Source organism: Aquabacter albus, assembly GCF_040049275.1.
GTDB lineage: Bacteria > Pseudomonadota > Alphaproteobacteria > Rhizobiales > Xanthobacteraceae > Aquabacter.
Genome location: NZ_JBDZDT010000002.1, coordinates 122,155 through 137,091, shown reverse-complemented (window position 1 = coordinate 137,091; position 14,937 = coordinate 122,155). Strand labels below are relative to the sequence as shown.

The 14,937-nt window shown below is 67.9% G+C and carries 14 protein-coding genes; 11 read left to right on the top strand and 3 right to left on the bottom strand.

The window, feature by feature from the left end; genetic code table 11:
* The first annotated feature begins 107 nt into the window (after positions 1-107).
* The 10 genes from tkt (at position 108) to ABLE91_RS03665 (ending at position 12,167) form a co-directional block, all read left to right on the top strand.
* A complete protein-coding gene (gene tkt / locus ABLE91_RS03710) occupies positions 108-2,099 on the top strand; it encodes a transketolase (RefSeq protein ID WP_348928549.1) in 1,992 nt (663 codons plus the stop codon).
* A 95-nt stretch (positions 2,100-2,194) separates the two neighbouring features.
* Positions 2,195-3,202, top strand: a complete 1,008-nt coding sequence (gap, locus tag ABLE91_RS03705; protein WP_348928547.1) for a type I glyceraldehyde-3-phosphate dehydrogenase — start codon at positions 2,195-2,197, stop codon at positions 3,200-3,202.
* Between the two features lie 23 nt (positions 3,203-3,225).
* A complete protein-coding gene (locus ABLE91_RS03700) occupies positions 3,226-4,416 on the top strand; it encodes a phosphoglycerate kinase (RefSeq protein WP_348928546.1) in 1,191 nt (396 codons plus the stop codon).
* A gap of 69 nt (positions 4,417-4,485) precedes the next feature.
* The gene (locus ABLE91_RS03695) at positions 4,486-5,514 is read left to right on the top strand and encodes a class I fructose-bisphosphate aldolase (RefSeq protein WP_348928544.1); all 1,029 of its coding nucleotides are present in this window, start codon (positions 4,486-4,488) and stop codon (positions 5,512-5,514) included.
* A 313-nt stretch (positions 5,515-5,827) separates the two neighbouring features.
* A complete protein-coding gene (locus ABLE91_RS03690) occupies positions 5,828-6,421 on the top strand; it encodes a thiamine phosphate synthase (RefSeq protein ID WP_348928542.1) in 594 nt (197 codons plus the stop codon).
* Positions 6,418-7,455 (top strand): tetratricopeptide repeat protein, encoded by a 1,038-nt coding sequence (locus tag ABLE91_RS03685; RefSeq protein WP_348928540.1) that lies wholly within the window; start codon positions 6,418-6,420, stop codon positions 7,453-7,455. Before ABLE91_RS03690 ends, ABLE91_RS03685 begins: the two co-directional genes overlap by 4 nt.
* A gap of 140 nt (positions 7,456-7,595) precedes the next feature.
* Positions 7,596-8,384 (top strand): inositol monophosphatase family protein, encoded by a 789-nt coding sequence (locus ABLE91_RS03680; protein WP_348928538.1) that lies wholly within the window; start codon positions 7,596-7,598, stop codon positions 8,382-8,384.
* Positions 8,385-8,591: 207 nt separating this feature from the next.
* Positions 8,592-9,689, top strand: coding sequence for an OmpH family outer membrane protein (locus tag ABLE91_RS03675; protein WP_348928536.1), 1,098 nt, complete (start codon positions 8,592-8,594; stop codon positions 9,687-9,689).
* Between the two features lie 3 nt (positions 9,690-9,692).
* Positions 9,693-10,712, top strand: a complete 1,020-nt coding sequence (locus tag ABLE91_RS03670; RefSeq protein WP_348928535.1) for a peptidoglycan -binding protein — start codon at positions 9,693-9,695, stop codon at positions 10,710-10,712.
* 150 nt (positions 10,713-10,862) lie between these two features.
* Positions 10,863-12,167, top strand: a complete 1,305-nt coding sequence (locus ABLE91_RS03665; RefSeq protein ID WP_348928533.1) for an MFS transporter — start codon at positions 10,863-10,865, stop codon at positions 12,165-12,167.
* Between the two features lie 10 nt (positions 12,168-12,177).
* Here the strand turns inward: ABLE91_RS03665 and ABLE91_RS03660 are convergent, their stop codons facing one another.
* Complete coding sequence (locus ABLE91_RS03660; protein WP_348928531.1) at positions 12,178-13,140, bottom strand: LysR family transcriptional regulator; 963 nt, start codon at positions 13,138-13,140, stop codon at positions 12,178-12,180.
* Between the two features lie 101 nt (positions 13,141-13,241).
* Between ABLE91_RS03660 and ABLE91_RS03655 the strand changes: the two genes are divergently transcribed.
* Positions 13,242-13,904 carry a L,D-transpeptidase gene (locus tag ABLE91_RS03655; RefSeq protein ID WP_348928529.1) on the top strand — a complete coding sequence of 221 codons (663 nt, stop codon included), beginning with the start codon at positions 13,242-13,244 and terminating at the stop codon, positions 13,902-13,904.
* A 22-nt stretch (positions 13,905-13,926) separates the two neighbouring features.
* On the opposite strand, the gene ABLE91_RS03650 is transcribed toward ABLE91_RS03655, so the two are convergent.
* Together ABLE91_RS03650 and ABLE91_RS03645 are read right to left on the bottom strand one after the other, a co-directional pair.
* A complete protein-coding gene (locus ABLE91_RS03650; protein WP_348928528.1) occupies positions 13,927-14,586 on the bottom strand; it encodes a glutathione S-transferase family protein in 660 nt (219 codons plus the stop codon).
* Between the two features lie 52 nt (positions 14,587-14,638).
* A complete protein-coding gene (locus ABLE91_RS03645; protein WP_348928526.1) occupies positions 14,639-14,797 on the bottom strand; it encodes a glycine zipper domain-containing protein in 159 nt (52 codons plus the stop codon).
* Between the last annotated feature and the right edge of the window lie 140 nt (positions 14,798-14,937).

Here is a 14,937-nt window from a genome sequence, read left to right as displayed (position 1 = left end):
TTGACACCCGAAGCGGCGCTGCTATCACTGCCGCCGCCGGGGCAGGCACGAACCCTGTCCCGCCTGGATTGGAATGAGGCGCCCCCCGCGCCGGAGATACGCCCCGCATGCTGAGCCGCACCCTTCATGACCGCATGGCCAATGCCATCCGGTTCCTTGCCATGGATGCCGTGGAAGCCGCGAATTCGGGCCATCCCGGATTGCCCATGGGTGCGGCGGACATCGCCACCGTGCTGTTCTCGAAGGTGATGAAGTTCGATCCGGCGGACCCCAAGTGGCCGGACCGGGATCGCTTCGTCCTCTCCGCCGGCCACGGCTCCATGCTGGTTTATTCGCTGCTGCACCTGCTCGGCTACGAGAGCGTGACCATCGAGGAGCTGAAGCGCTTCCGGCAGCTCGGCTCGCTGACCCCGGGCCATCCTGAGAATTTCGTCACCACCGGCGTCGAGACCACCACCGGCCCCCTCGGGCAGGGCATTTCCACGGCCGTGGGCTTCGCCATGGGCGAGCGCTTGATGGCCGCGAAGTTCGGCGCCGATGTGGTGGACCATTATACCTATGTGCTCGCCTCCGACGGCGATCTCATGGAGGGCATCAGCCAGGAGGCCATCGATCTGGCCGGGCACATGAAGCTCTCCAAGCTGATCGTCATGTGGGACGACAACAAGATCTCCATCGACGGCGCCACCTCGCTCTCCGGCTCCACCGACCAGCTCGCGCGCTTTCAGGCGTCCGGCTGGGACGTGACGCGCATCGATGGGCACGATCCCGCCGCCATCCTTTCGGCGCTGGAAGCGGCGCAGAAGACCGGCACGCCGAGCCTGATCGCCTGCCGCACCACCATCGGCTTCGGCTCTCCCGCCAAGGCCGGCAGCGAGAAGGTGCATGGCTCGCCCCTCGGCGCCGCGGAGATCGAGGCCACCCGCAAGGCGCTGAACTGGGATGCCGCCGCGTTCCAGATCCCCGCGGACGTCGCCTCCGGCTGGAGCGATGCCGCCCTGAAGGGCGCCCCGGCCCGCGCCGCGTGGCTGGAGCGCCTCGCCAAGCTGCCGGAAGCCGAGCGCGATGAATTCGAGCGCCGCCTGCGCGGCGACCTGCCGGCCGCGGCCCTTGCCGAAGCGGTCAAGGCCGTGAAGGCCAAGGCGGTGGCGGACGGTGGCGCGGTCGCCACCCGCAAGTCCTCCGAGATCACGCTGGACGCCATCACCCTGGCGGTGCCGGAAATGCTGGGCGGCTCGGCCGACCTCACCGGCTCCAACAACACCCGCGCCAAGGGCCAGAAGGCGGTCACGCCCGACGACTTCTCCGGCACCTTCGTGCATTGGGGCGTGCGCGAGCACGGCATGGCCGCGGCCATGAACGGCATCGCCCTCCATGGCGGCATCATTCCCTATTCCGGCACCTTCCTGGTGTTCTCGGACTATTCCCGCCCGGCCATCCGCCTCGCCGCCCTCATGGGCGAGCGGGTGGTCCATGTGCTCACACACGATTCCATCGGCCTCGGCGAGGACGGCCCCACCCACCAGCCGGTGGAGCATCTGGCGGCGCTGCGCGCCATCCCCAATCTGCTCGTGCTGCGTCCTTGCGACACGGTGGAGACCGCCGAGTGCTGGGAAATCGCGCTCAACGCCAAGGACCGGCCGAGCGCGCTGATCCTCTCGCGCCAGAACCTGCCCATCCTGCGCACCGCGGACGACGCCAACCGCGCCTCCGAGGGCGCCTATGAGATCATCGCCGCCAGCGGCGAGGCCCAGGTGTCGCTGTTCGCCACGGGCTCGGAAGTCTCGCTCGCGGCCGAGGCACGCAAGTTGCTGGAAGACCAGGGCGTTCCCACCCGCATCGTCTCCGTGCCGTCGTTCGAGCTGTTCCTGGCTCGTTCGCCCGCCGAACGCGCGAAGGTGGTGGGCACGGCCCCGGCCAAGGTCGGCATCGAGGCGGCGATCCGCATGGGCTGGGACGCCATCATCGGCTCGGACGCGGCCTTCGTCGGCATGACCGGCTTCGGCGCCAGCGCGCCGGCCAAGGAACTTTTCAAGCATTTCGGCATTACGCCTCAGGCGGTCGCGGAAGCGGCCCTTTCCCAGCTTCGGCAGGCGTGACGCAACGGGTTGCAACAAGACCCGCATGATGAACGCGGGCCGAACGGGTCGGAAATTGGACGGCTGGTCCTGAGGGCCGGCGAATGGAGGATGATATGACGGTGAAGGTGGCCATTAACGGATTCGGTCGCATCGGGCGCAACGTGCTGCGCGCCATCATCGAATCGGGGCGCACCGACATCCAGGTGGTGGCGATCAACGATCTCGCCCCCGTGGAGACCAACGCCCACCTGCTGCGCTACGACAGCGTGCACGGCCGCTTCCCGGCCGAGGTGAAGGTGGATGGCGACACCATCGACGTGGGCCAGGGCAAGATCAAGGTGACCGCCGTGCGCGATCCCGCCCAGCTTCCCCACAAGGAGCTCGGCGTCGACATCGCGCTGGAATGCACCGGCATCTTCACCTCGAAGGAAAAGGCCTCCGCGCACCTCACCGCCGGCGCCAAGCGCGTGCTGGTCTCGGCGCCTGCCGACGGCGCGGATATCACGATCGTCTACGGCGTGAACCACGACAAGCTCACCAAGGACCACCTCGTGGTCTCCAACGCCTCGTGCACCACCAACTGCCTCGCCCCCGTGGCGAAGGTGCTGAACGATGCGGTGGGCATCGAGCACGGCTTCATGACCACCGTGCACTCCTACACCAACGACCAGCCCTCGCTGGACCAGGTGCACAAGGACCTCTACCGCGCCCGCGCGGCGGCCCTGTCCATGATCCCGACCTCCACCGGCGCCGCCAAGGCGGTGGGCCTCGTGCTCCCCGAGCTGAACGGCAAGCTGGACGGCGTCTCCATCCGCGTGCCCACCCCGAACGTCTCGGTCATCGACCTGAAGTTCGTAGCGAAGCGCGCGACCACGGTCGCGGAGATCAACGCCGCCATCAAGCGCGCCGCCGAGCAGGAGCTGAAGGGCGTCCTCAATTTCACGCTGGAGCCCAACGTCTCCATCGACTTCAACCACGACCCCCACTCCTCCACCTTCCACATGGACCAGACCAAGGTGATGGACGGGACGCTGGTTCGCGTCATGTCGTGGTATGATAACGAGTGGGGCTTCTCGAACCGCATGGCGGATACGGCGGTCGCGCTCGGAAAGTTGGGCTGAGCGGGCAAGCGGGAGCCGACATCATGGCTGCTTTCCGCACCCTCGACGACGCGGACCTCGCCGGCAAGCGCGTGCTGGTCCGTGTGGACCTCAATGTCCCCATGGAAGGCGGGCGCGTCACCGACGACACCCGCATCCAGGCGATCCTGCCCACCATCCGCGCCATCACGCAGAAGGGCGGGCGGGCCATCCTCATCTCCCATTTCGGCCGCCCGAAGGGCCGTGACGAGAGCCAGTCTTTGGCGCCCCTCGTCCCCGCCGTGGCCGAGCGCCTCGGCGCGAAGGTCGGCTTCGTGGACGACTGCATCGGCACGGAAGCCGAGAAAGCCGTCGCCGAACTGGACGAAGGCGGCGTGCTGGTGCTGGAGAACACCCGCTTCCACGCCGGCGAAGAGAAGAACACGCCGGAATTCGTGGGTGCGCTCGCGAGGCTCGGCGACGTCTATGTGAACGACAGCTTCTCCACCGCCCACCGCTCCCACGCCTCCACCGAGGGCCTCGCGCACAAGCTGCCGGCCTTTGCGGGGCGTTCCATGCAGGGTGAGATCGACGCGCTCACCAAGGCGCTGGAGGCGCCCGAGCGCCCGGTGCTCGCGGTGGTCGGCGGCGCCAAGGTCTCCACCAAGCTGGAGCTGCTCGGCAACCTCACCGCCAAGGTGGATGTGCTGGTGATCGGTGGCGGCATGGCCAACACCTTCCTGGCCGCCCAGGGGATCAACGTGGGCAAGTCGCTGTGCGAGCACGACCTTGCCCCCACGGCCCTGAAGATCCTCGACACAGCCAAGTCGGTGAATTGCGAGATCGTCCTGCCGGTGGATGTGGTGGTGGCGAAGAAATTCGAGGCCAACGCCCCGCACCGCGTGGTGAAGGTCACCGAGGTGGCCGAGGACGAGATGATCCTCGATGCCGGCCCCGCCACGGTGGCGCTGGTGGCCGAGAAGCTGAATAAGGTGAAGACGGTGGTGTGGAACGGCCCGTTCGGCGCGTTCGAGCTCACCCCGTTCGACGCGGCCACCGTTGCGGTAGCGCGCGCGGTGGCGGATGCGACCCAGGCGGGGAAGCTGCTCTCGGTGGCCGGCGGCGGTGACACGGTGGCGGCGCTGAACCATGCCGGCGCAGCCGAGCGGTTCTCCTACGTGTCTACCGCTGGTGGCGCGTTCCTTGAATGGCTGGAGGGCAAGGCGCTCCCCGGCGTCGAGGCGCTGCGGCGCTGAAGCCGTAATGTTAAACTCATAGGCGAAGATCAAAGCCGCTAACCGCGGCATCCAGGGATGGTGAACACGATGATCACTGCTGAGCTCGAGACGATCGCGCAGAAAATGGTGGCCGACGGTAAGGGCATTCTCGCCGCCGACGAGAGCACCGGGACCATCCAGAAGCGCTTCGACGCCATCGGCGTCCAGAACACCGAGGACAATCGCCGCGACTATCGCGAGCTGATGTTCCGCACCGCCCCCGCCATGCGGGACTACATCTCCGGCGTCATTCTGTTCGACGAGACCATCCGCCAGAAGGCGAAGGATGGCACGGCGCTGGTGAAGCTGATCGAGGATGCCGGCTCTATCCCCGGCATCAAGGTGGATGCGGGCGCAAAGCCGCTCGCCGGCTGCCCCGGCGAGACCATCACCGAGGGCCTCGACGGCCTCGGCGGCCGGCTGAAGGAATATTATGACCTTGGCGCCCGCTTCGCGAAGTGGCGCGGGGTGATCGATATCGGCGCCGGCATCCCGAGCCAGACTGCCGTGCGCACCAATGCCCATGCGCTCGCCCGCTATGCGGCCCTGTGCCAGGAGAACAAGATCGTCCCCATCGTCGAGCCGGAAGTGCTGATGGACGGCGACCACGGCATCGAGCGCTGCTACGAAGTGACCGAGGCCGTGCTGAAGGCGGTGTTCGAGGAGCTGTTCCTCCAGCGCATCCGCCTGGAAGGCATGGTGCTGAAGCCCAACATGATCGTGCCCGGCAAGAAGTCCCGCTCCGGCGCCTCGGTGGAGGAAGTGGCCGAGAAGACCGTGCGGGTGCTCAAGAACTGCGTTCCCGGCGCGGTTCCCGGCATCGCCTTCCTCTCCGGCGGCCAGTCGGACGAGGAAGCCACCGCCCATCTCGACGCCATGGTGAAGCTGGGCAACCTGCCCTGGAAGCTCACCTATTCCTACGGCCGCGCCCTCCAGGCCGCGCCGCAGAAGGCGTGGTCCGGCAAGGCGGAGAATGTTGCCGCCGCCCAAGCCGCCTTCAACCACCGCGCGCGCATGAACTCGCTGGCGGCGCAGGGCCAGTGGTCCGCCGAGCAGGAGCGCAAGGCGGCCGCGTGAGCCCCGCCTGAAACGCCGACGTTCAAAAACCCGCCGCACAGGGATGTGCGGCGGGTTTTTCTTGTTCGGCGGCAGGGACAGAGAAATCTCATCAAGCCGCCGTGCCCCGGCTTGACCCGAACATCCATGCCGCTCCGCCGGATTTCCCTCTGGGGGATAGCCGTGGATCCCAGGGTCAAGCCCGGGGATGACGACTGATGACGGTGGTTACAAGATACCTCGAACAACCTGCCCTTGCTTTTCTCCTCCTCATCCGGCTAGCCATCCAAGGCAACGCCCCGTTTTCGCCTGTTTCCTGGTCGACCGATCCCCCATGCCCGCTTCCGAGCCCGCCACCCGCCTCATGCTGATCCTGCCCACCGACATCGCCGCCCCGGCGGTGGGACCGCTGGTGCGGGCCGGTGACATTGCGGCGGTGGTCGCGCACGTGGCCGACGGCCCGAAGGAGCGCGAGCGGCTCGCGGCGCTTGCCGCGCCGATCCAGCAGGCCGGCGCCGCCTTCCTTCTCGATGGCCGCGCCGATCTTGTGGCGGCCGTTGGCGCGGATGGCGCGCATCTTCCCGGCGTATCTCCGCTGCGCGCCGCCCTTCCCGCCTTGAAGCCGCGCCACATTGCCGGAGTGGGTGGCCTCGCCAGCCGCCACCACGCCATGGAGGCGGGCGAAGCGGGGGCCGATTATGTGCTGTTCGGCGACCTTGATGGCCCGTTCGAGCTCACGCTCGATGCGGTGGACTGGTGGGCCGAGCTGTTCGAGGTGCCTTGCGTTGGCATCGCGCAGACGGAGGAGGAGGCGCTGGCCCTTGCCCGCGCCGGCGCCGATTTCATCGCCTTGGATGGGCCGATGCTCACCGAAGCCGCCATCGGCAAGGTGGATGCGCTGATCCGCGCCGCGGAGACACAGCGTTGAACCGTGCCGCCATCGCTTTCCTGGTGATGCTCGCCGCCCCTCCCGCGCTTGCGCAGGCCCAGCAGGCGGCGCCCACGACCGCACAGCCTCCCGCCCAGCAGCGTTCTGCCCCCGCACGTGCGGCGACGCAAAAACCCGCCGCCCCGGCCCAGGCGGCAGCGCAGCCCGAGGCCCCCCAGCCGCCCAGCGGGGACGTCGCCTTCGGCGCCTATCAGAGCGGCCTCTACATCACCGCCGCCCAGGAGGCGATCAAGCGCGTGCGCGCGGGCAACGACCCCGCCGCCATGACGCTGCTGGGCGAGCTTTACGCGCGCGGCTTCGGTGTGCCCTACGATCCGCCGCGGGCCGCCGAATATTACCGCCGCGCCGGCCAGGCCGGCGACGCCAACGCCATGTTCGCGCTCGGCATGATGTATCTGACCGGCCAGGGCGTGGCGCAGAGCGACGCCGATGCGGCCAAATGGTTCGAGCAGGCCGCGAACAAGGGCCACGGCCCCGCCGCCTACAATCTCGCCCTCCTTTATATGCAGGGCCGCCCCTTCCCCTCCGATTTCTCCGTCGCCGCCAAATGGTTTCGCCAGGCGGCAAATGCCGGGGTCTCGGACGCCCAATACGCGCTCGCGGTGCTGCTGAAGGAGGGCAATGGCGTCGCCCCCGACAAGGCCGCCGCCATGAAGCTCATGCGCGAGGCCGCCACCCAGGGCCATGTGACCGCCGAAGTGGAACTCGCCATCGCCACCTTCAACGGCGACGGGGTCCCCAAGGACGAGGCGGCCGCGGCCCAATTGTTCCGCAAGGCGGCGCTGGGCGGCAACGCCATCGCCCAGAACCGCTATGCGCGCCTCCTCTCGGTGGGGCGCGGCGTGCCGCAGGACCGCCTCGCCGCCGCCAAGTGGCACCTTCTCGCCAAGGCGAGGGGGCTCGGCGACCCCTATCTCGACCAGGTGGTCGCCTCCTTGCCGGAGGCCGACCGCAAGAAGGCCGAGGAGACCGCGCGCAAATGGGCGGTCAACACGGCGGACGCCAAGCTTTAAGAAACGCAGCGCCTTGAGAAACGCAGCCCTGCCCTGACGCCGCCCGCCTTGACGGCGCCACCCAGGCCGGGCACAGGGTGCGCGCTCCCATTTCCGGCTGCCGCCCGCGGCCCCTCCCCGCGCCTTGGCAGGAAGAACACATGATCCGTACCCCCCTCATCACCGTGATGGTCCAGGCCGTGCGCAAGGCCGGACGCGCCCTCATCCGCGATTTCGGCGAGGTGGAGAACCTCCAGGTCTCCGCCAAGGGCCCGGCCAACTTCGTCTCGGCCGCCGACCGCAAGGCCGAGGACACGCTGTTCCAGGAACTCTCCCGGGTCCGCCCCGGCTTCAGCTTCCTCATGGAGGAGCGCGGCCGGGTCGAGGGCACGGATTCCGCCAACGAATGGGTCGTCGACCCGCTGGACGGCACCACCAACTTCCTCCACGGCATCCCGCTCTTCGCCATATCGGTCGCGCTGGTGCGCAACGGCATTCCGTATGCGGGCGTGATCTTCAACCCGGTCACCGACGAACTCTACGTGGCGGAAAAGGGCCAGGGCGCGTTCCTGAACGACCGGCGCCTGCGGGTTGCGGCGCGGCGCACGCTCATCGATTCGGTGGTGTCCTGCGGCCTGCCCCATCTCGGCCGGGGCAATCATGGCCAGTTCAACCGGGAACTCGCCGCCGTGCAGACCAAGGTGGCGGGCCTGCGGCGCACGGGCGCGGCCTCCCTCGACCTCGCCTGGGTGGCCGCCGGCCGCTTCGACGCCTTCTGGGAGCGCGACCTCGAAGCCTGGGACATGGCCGCCGGCATGATCATCGTGCGCGAGGCGGGCGGCTACGTCTCCGATCTCGATGGCGGCGACAAGGTGCTGGAAAAGGGCGAGGTCATCGCCGGCAATGAGGACATCCGCCGAGACCTGCTGGCGCTGCTGAAGGGCGCGTGATCTCCCGCGGGGAGACACTGCCACCGTCCCGTCATCCCGAGGCGTTAACGAGGGGTCACCCGGAATTCCGGGGGGATGGCCGGGTCACGTCCGGCCGTGACATCTGTCTAGCGTGTGGGTTTCATTGCTTAATGCGCCCCTTCGGGTGCCATCCAAGATCATCTGTGCCATAGTCCGGTTAGACGGAAGGGGCCTGCGGGAACGAACATGGCGCGCATCGTCGATCCATTCATCAAGGTCTCCTCCCCCCGCATCTTCCTTGTCCGGATGATCGTCTTCCTCGGGCTCTGCCTGGCGCTGACCTCGGTGCTCTATAAGCAGATCCTCGAAGCCTTCATGAACAATCCCGGCCTGAACGGGGTGATCTTCGGCGTGCTCGCCATCGGCATCATCCTGGCCATACGCCAGGTGGCGCGGCTTTTCCCGGAAGTGGACTGGGTCAATTCCTTCCGCCTCGCCGATCCCGGCCTCGCAGTGTCCCGCGCTCCCACGCTGCTCGCGCCCATGGCGGCGCTGCTGGGGGACCGAATCGGGCGCATGTCCATTTCCCAGGCCACCATGCGCTCCATCCTCGATTCCATCGGGACGCGCCTGGACGAGGCGCGCGACACGGCACGCTATCTCACCGGCCTGCTCGTCTTCCTCGGCCTGCTCGGCACCTTCTGGGGCCTTCTGGAGACCGTTTCCTCCATCGGCGGGGTCATCGGCGCGCTGGAAGTGCGGCCGGACAGCGGCTCGGTGTTCGAGGAGATCAAAAGGGGCCTCGCCGCGCCGCTGGGCGGCATGGGCATCTCGTTTTCATCCTCCCTGTTCGGCCTTGCCGGCTCGCTGGTGCTCGGCTTCCTCGACCTTCAGGCGGGCCAGGCCCAGAACCGCTTCTATACCGACCTCGAGGACTGGCTCTCCACCACGGTGCGCGACATCGGCGAGACCGGCACCCTGCCGCCGCCCGTGGTGCGGGAGCGGCTCGCGGAGCCGGTGACCGTGGTTGAGGCGACGGCGGTGCCCCTCGCCTTGCCGCCGCCCCAAGCGTTCGAGATCGCCCCCCTGGTGGAAGCCCTCAACAAGCTGGATCGCACCATGACGGAGGCGGGCTCCCAGCGCGTCACCAGCGCCATGGCGCACCTCGCCGAAAGCCTCCAGGGCCTCGTCACCCACATGCGTTCCGAACAGGCGTTGATGAAGCAGATGATCGAGGTGCAGGGCGCCCAGCAGGAAGAGATGCGCCGCATCGTCGACCGGCTGGACCAGAGCCTCGACGGCCTTGCGGCCGAAACCCACGGCCAGGACACGCGGAGGGCCTGACCCATGGCTCTCGGACGGCGCGGGCGCGAGCGGACGATCGACTACTGGCCGGGCTTCGTGGATGCCCTTTCCACGCTGCTGCTGGTGTTCATCTTCCTGCTATCCGTCTTCATGATCACCCAGTTCTTCATCACGCAGGAGATGTCCGGCAAGGACAACGTCCTCCAGCGCCTCCAATCGCAAATCCGCCAGCTCACCGAACTGCTCTCCCTGGAGCGCGCCACGGGCCAGACGGCGGAAGGCGAGATCAGCACGCTGCGTGCCAATCTGTTCGCCCTGGAGGCCGAGCGCGACCGCCTGCGCGGCCAGGTCAGCGCCGCCCCCGCCGCGCCCGATCCCTCCCGCGAGCAGGCGCTGGCCCGCGAGATGGACGCTCAGAAGGATGTGGCTTCCCGCGCCTTGTCCCAGATCGAGCTCCTGAACCAGCAGATCGCGGCGCTCCGGCGCCAGATGGCGGCGCTGGAGGAGGCGCTGAACGTCTCCGAGAAGCGCGACCAGGAGAGCCAGTCCAAGATCGCTGATCTCGGCCGGCGCCTGAACGTGGCCCTCGCCCAAAGGGTGCAGGAGCTGAGCCGCTTCCGCTCGGAATTCTTCGGCCGCCTGCGCGACATCCTCGGCAACCGGCCGGACGTGCGCATCGTCGGCGACCGCTTCGTGTTCCAGTCGGAAGTGTTCTTCGACCGGGGCTCGGCCAGCCCCCGCCCCGAGGCGCTGGCCGCCCTCGACCAGCTCGCCGGCGCCATCCTCGACCTTGAAAAGCAGATCCCGCCGGACATCTCCTGGGCCCTGCGGGTGGACGGCCACACCGACTCGCGGCCCATCTCCACCCCGCAATTCCCCTCCAACTGGGAGCTTTCGGCGGCGCGCGCCATCGCGGTGGTGCAATATCTCATCAGCAAAGGCGTGCAGCCCCAGCATCTGATCGCCGCCGGCTTCGGCGAGTATCAGCCCATCGACACCGGCACATCCGACGATTCCCTGTCCCGCAACCGCCGCATCGAGCTGAAGCTGACGGAGCGTTAGCTCGCGATTGTGTGAGGCGGGAAACGCCCGCGTCGCGCGCCAGCGGCTGAAACGCCCGTTTAAACTCTTTGAATATGATGGTTTCGCCGCTTAGGTAGAGGCGTCTCCCATGGAGGCGCCCGCCGCACCGTTCCGGATCGATCCCCCATTATGGGCCAGACCACAGACCCCTCCCGCCCGGGCAAGGACGCGGACGTTCTCAAGGACCCCTTGTTCCGCGCCTATCTCGCCGGGCGGCTCTCCAGCCAGCTGGTCACCCGCATGCAGGCGGTGGTGGTAGGCTGGCACATCTACGAATTCAGCCACGACCCCATCGCGCTCGGCTATGTGGGCCTCGCCATGTTCATCCCCATGGTGCTGTTCGGGCTGATCATCGGCGACTGGGCGGACCGGGTGAGCCGCTCGCTCATCATGACCCTGTCCTCCCTGATCCTCACGGCAGCCTCGGCCGGGTTCCTGGCCATGGCGCTGATGCAGGTGGCCGAGGTCTGGCCCTATATCGCGCTGTCCGCCGTGTTCGGCATCGGCGCCGCCTTCAACCGCGTCGCGCTGCCCTCGCTGCTGCCGCAGATCCTTGGGCCGGAACGCCTTGCCGGCGGCGTCGCCTGGGGCTCCAGCGCGGGGCAGTTCGCCATCATTGCGGGCCCGGCGGCGGCGGGCGTGCTTCTGCTGTTCGGCCAGGACGCCGCCTATGGGGCGACCGCCCTCCTGAGCCTGCTCTCCGCCTTCATCTGGTGGCGCATGCAGATCCCCCCAGCGGTGGCCCCCACCGCCGGCACCAACGGCATCTCCATGCTGGAGCGGGTGGTGGAGGGCATCCAGTTCGTCTGGCGCAAGCCCCTGATCCTCGGCGCCATCTTGCTGGATCTCTTCGCCGTGCTGCTGGGCGGGGTGGTGGCGCTGCTGCCGGTCTATGCCAAGGACATCCTGCATGCCGGGCCGGTGGGCCTCGGCCTGCTGCGCGCCGCCCCCGCAGTGGGCGCCGTGCTCATGGCCGTCACCCTCGCCCGCTACCCCCTGAAGCGTTATGCGGGGCCGATCTTCCTTGTTGCGGTGGGGGTGCACGGGCTGGCGACGCTGGTGTTCGGCCTGTCGGAGAACATCCTCATGTCCTGCATCGCTTTGGCCATCGCCGGCAGCGCCGACATGGTGAGCGTGGTGGTGCGCACGACAGTGGTCCAGCTCGCCACCCCCGACGCCATGCAGGGCCGCGTCAATGCCGTGAACCAAGTGGTGGTGAGCGCCTCCAACGAATTGGGCGACTTCCGCGCCGGGCTTATGGGCGGCCTCATCGGCGTGGTGCCGGCCGTGGTCACCGGCTGCTTCGCCATCGTCACTGTCACCGCCTTGGGCGCCTGGCTCTGCCCGCCGCTGCGGAAGCTGGACCGGATGGAGGATGCCCACAAGGAAGCCGCGGCCGTGGAGGTCGAGGGCGCCGTGGCCGCGAAGACGTAAGGCGTCTGGGTCAGGCGGCGCTGTATTCCAGCCTTTCGGCTTCTTCCAACAGAGCCGGGGCTTGCTCGACCCCATCCAGCCCCTCGATGGCGCGCAGGGCCGGCACGACGAAATCGGTGAAGGCCCGCACCACCGGGCGCATGAAGCGGACCGAGGGATAGGCGAGGAACGCCTCCGTCGATTTCACCTGATATTCGGGCAGGATGCGCACCAGCCTTCCCGATGCCAGCTCTTCGGAAATGAGCAGATGCTGCACCGGCCCGGCCGCGTGCCCCTCCACAAGGGTGCTGGCGATGACCTCCGCATTGTTGGTGCGCAGGATCGGCCGGATGGCGATATCCACCGTCTCGCCGCGCCTCTGGAGCGCCAGCGTATCGCGCGGCGACAGAAAGGCCGGCGTGGTGACGAGGTCCACCCGGGAGAGATCTTCGGGGGTTTCGATGGGCCCCACCCGCGCCAGGAATGCGGGCGAGGCCACGAGGATGCGCCTGATAAAGCCGAGGCGGCGGATGATGAGATCCTGCCCTTCCGGCCGGCCGTATTTCACGGCGAGGTCGAAATTCTCGCAGACCAGATCCACGTTCCGGTCATTCAGGATCAGGTCCACCGTCACCGCCGGGTGCGCCGCCTGGAAGTCCAGCACGATCCTGTGAAGCCGCTTGGCGCCGAGACAGGAGGGCGCATGCAGGCGCAGGAGCCCTTCGACCGCGCCCATGTCGCGCCGCACGCCCTCCAGCGCGGAATCGATGGTGGCGAGCGCCGAGCGGCTGGCCTCATAGAGCGCCAACCCCTGGGCCGTGGGGCGCACGACGCGCGAGGAGCGCTCCAGCAGCCGCGCGCCCACATGGCGCTCCAGGTTTCGCAGATGCTTGGTGACGGCGGGCTGAGAGACCGACAGGTCCCGCGCGGCCGCCGTCACCGAGCCCCGCTCCAGGGTCCGCACGAAAGCGCGCAAGGCGAGGGCGAGATCCATTCATGCCTCCTGGTTATGGCCCCAATCACCCCATAACATCTGGACGCGTATGCCGCCATGGCTCCCTATCCCGCCCGAAACCGCAACGGGCCTGATGAAGAATGACGATGGACAGACGGGTGTTCGTGCTTGGGGCCTCCGCCGCGCTCGCGGGCTGCGTCACCGACCAGCGGCAGGATGTGGCAAAACCGGAGCCAAGCATCGATCCCAAATACACGGCCATGTACGCGGCCGTGGCGACGGAGCCCTTTCCCGTCCCCGCCGTGGACCTCACCGAGGTGGACCCGAGATTCCTGCGCCAAGTGGTGTCCTATCCCACCCGCGAACAGCCCGGCACCATCATCGTCGACCCCAGGGAGCGCTATGCCTATCTCGTCCTGGAGGGCGGGCAGGCCCTGCGCTATGGCGTCGGCGTGGGAAAGGAAGAGGCCTTCAACTTCCGGGGCGCGGCGGTGATCGCCCGCAAGGCCGAATGGCCGCGCTGGACTCCGACCTCCGACATGATCCGCCGCGAGCCGGCCCGCTATGCCAAATATGCCGGCGGCATGGCGGGCGGGGTGGGCAATCCTTTGGGTCCCCGCGCGCTCTATCTCTACCGGGGCGGCGAGGACACACTCTATCGCCTGCACGGCACGGTAGAGCCCTGGACCATCGGCACCATGGTGTCCTCCGGCTGCGTGCGGCTGCTGAACCAGGACATCATGGACCTCTACCGGCGCGTCCCCCTGGGCACGCGCGCCGTCGTGCTGCCCGCGACCGGGTGATGGAGGAGACGGGCGCCGCGCCTCAATCCCGGTCGGGCGCGCCCAGCGGGAAGAACGCCCGATAGGGCCGCGCCTCGTCCACCGCCCGCGCGAAGGACGGGTGCCTGAGGAGGCGGGCGCGATAGGCGCGCAGATGCATGAGCGCGGCGGGGATTTCATGGGCCCAGTCCGCGAAGAAGAGCGAGGGCGCCGCCGCGCAATCGGCGAGGGTGAAGGCGTTGCCGCAGACCCAGGTCCGCCCCTCCATGCGCCGGTCGAGCCAGGCATAGGTCGTGTCGAGCATCACCCGCGCCTCGGTCACGCCATAGGAATCGCGGTCGGCCTCGGGGCGGATCTGGTTGAACACCAGCTTCTGCATGGGGGTCATGATGTAATTGTCGAACACGCGGTCCAGCATGCGCACGTCGAGCGCCGCCTGCCCGTCCTGGGGGATCAGCCGGACGGGGCCGGGATGGTTCAGCGCCAGATGCTCGACGATGATGCTCGCCTCAAAGATGGGGCGGCCGCCATCCACCAGCACCGGCATGCGCTTCAGCGGCCAGAGCGCCTCGAGCTGCGCTTCCGCCTCCGAATGGTCCGGGCCGAGCATGCGGAAGTCGAAAGGCGTGTCGTTCTCATAGAGCGCGATCAGCACCTTCTGGCAGTAGGATGAGAAGGGATGGGCATAGAGGGTCGGTTTCATGCCCGAACCCTATGCGCCTGACCTTACGTCACGCAATCCCATCCGGAGTGTCTCAGTTTGAAATCTGCGGCGGCGCATTCCGCTTCGTTTTCGCGGCACTGATCGCCGCGCCGAAAACCAGCCCCAACGCAACCCCAACGGCGACGTTGCCGGTCGCTGCGCCGATCCCGGCGCCAAGCGCGATACCGAGACCAATGAAGCCTGCCTTCATCTCTGTCTCCCTTACTTGCGTAAGGTATAGCGCAGACGCGCGGCTGGCGCACGGCCACCCTTCAAACCGAGACATGACCCCATCGGCCGCCTTGACTCCCGCCCCGTGTTCCGGAATCTATAAGAACAAATAGAGAACAT

Bases quoted from the DNA above. Each gene is read 5' to 3' on its own strand.
- ABLE91_RS03645 (WP_348928526.1), bottom strand. From the start codon at position 14,797: ATGAAGGCAGGCTTCATTGGTCTCGGTATCGCGCTTGGCGCCGGGATC.
- ABLE91_RS03675 (WP_348928536.1), top strand. From the start codon at position 8,592: ATGGCGCGCATCGTCGATCCATTCATCAAGGTCTCCTCCCCCCGCATC.
- gap (WP_348928547.1), top strand. From the start codon at position 2,195: ATGACGGTGAAGGTGGCCATTAACGGATTCGGTCGCATCGGGCGCAAC.
- tkt (WP_348928549.1), top strand. From the start codon at position 108: ATGCTGAGCCGCACCCTTCATGACCGCATGGCCAATGCCATCCGGTTC.
- ABLE91_RS03700 (WP_348928546.1), top strand. From the start codon at position 3,226: ATGGCTGCTTTCCGCACCCTCGACGACGCGGACCTCGCCGGCAAGCGC.
- ABLE91_RS03680 (WP_348928538.1), top strand. From the start codon at position 7,596: ATGATCCGTACCCCCCTCATCACCGTGATGGTCCAGGCCGTGCGCAAG.
- ABLE91_RS03650 (WP_348928528.1), bottom strand. From the start codon at position 14,586: ATGAAACCGACCCTCTATGCCCATCCCTTCTCATCCTACTGCCAGAAG.
- ABLE91_RS03655 (WP_348928529.1), top strand. From the start codon at position 13,242: ATGACGATGGACAGACGGGTGTTCGTGCTTGGGGCCTCCGCCGCGCTC.
- ABLE91_RS03690 (WP_348928542.1), top strand. From the start codon at position 5,828: ATGCCCGCTTCCGAGCCCGCCACCCGCCTCATGCTGATCCTGCCCACC.
- ABLE91_RS03665 (WP_348928533.1), top strand. From the start codon at position 10,863: ATGGGCCAGACCACAGACCCCTCCCGCCCGGGCAAGGACGCGGACGTT.
- ABLE91_RS03695 (WP_348928544.1), top strand. From the start codon at position 4,486: ATGATCACTGCTGAGCTCGAGACGATCGCGCAGAAAATGGTGGCCGAC.
- ABLE91_RS03670 (WP_348928535.1), top strand. From the start codon at position 9,693: ATGGCTCTCGGACGGCGCGGGCGCGAGCGGACGATCGACTACTGGCCG.
- ABLE91_RS03660 (WP_348928531.1), bottom strand. From the start codon at position 13,140: ATGGATCTCGCCCTCGCCTTGCGCGCTTTCGTGCGGACCCTGGAGCGG.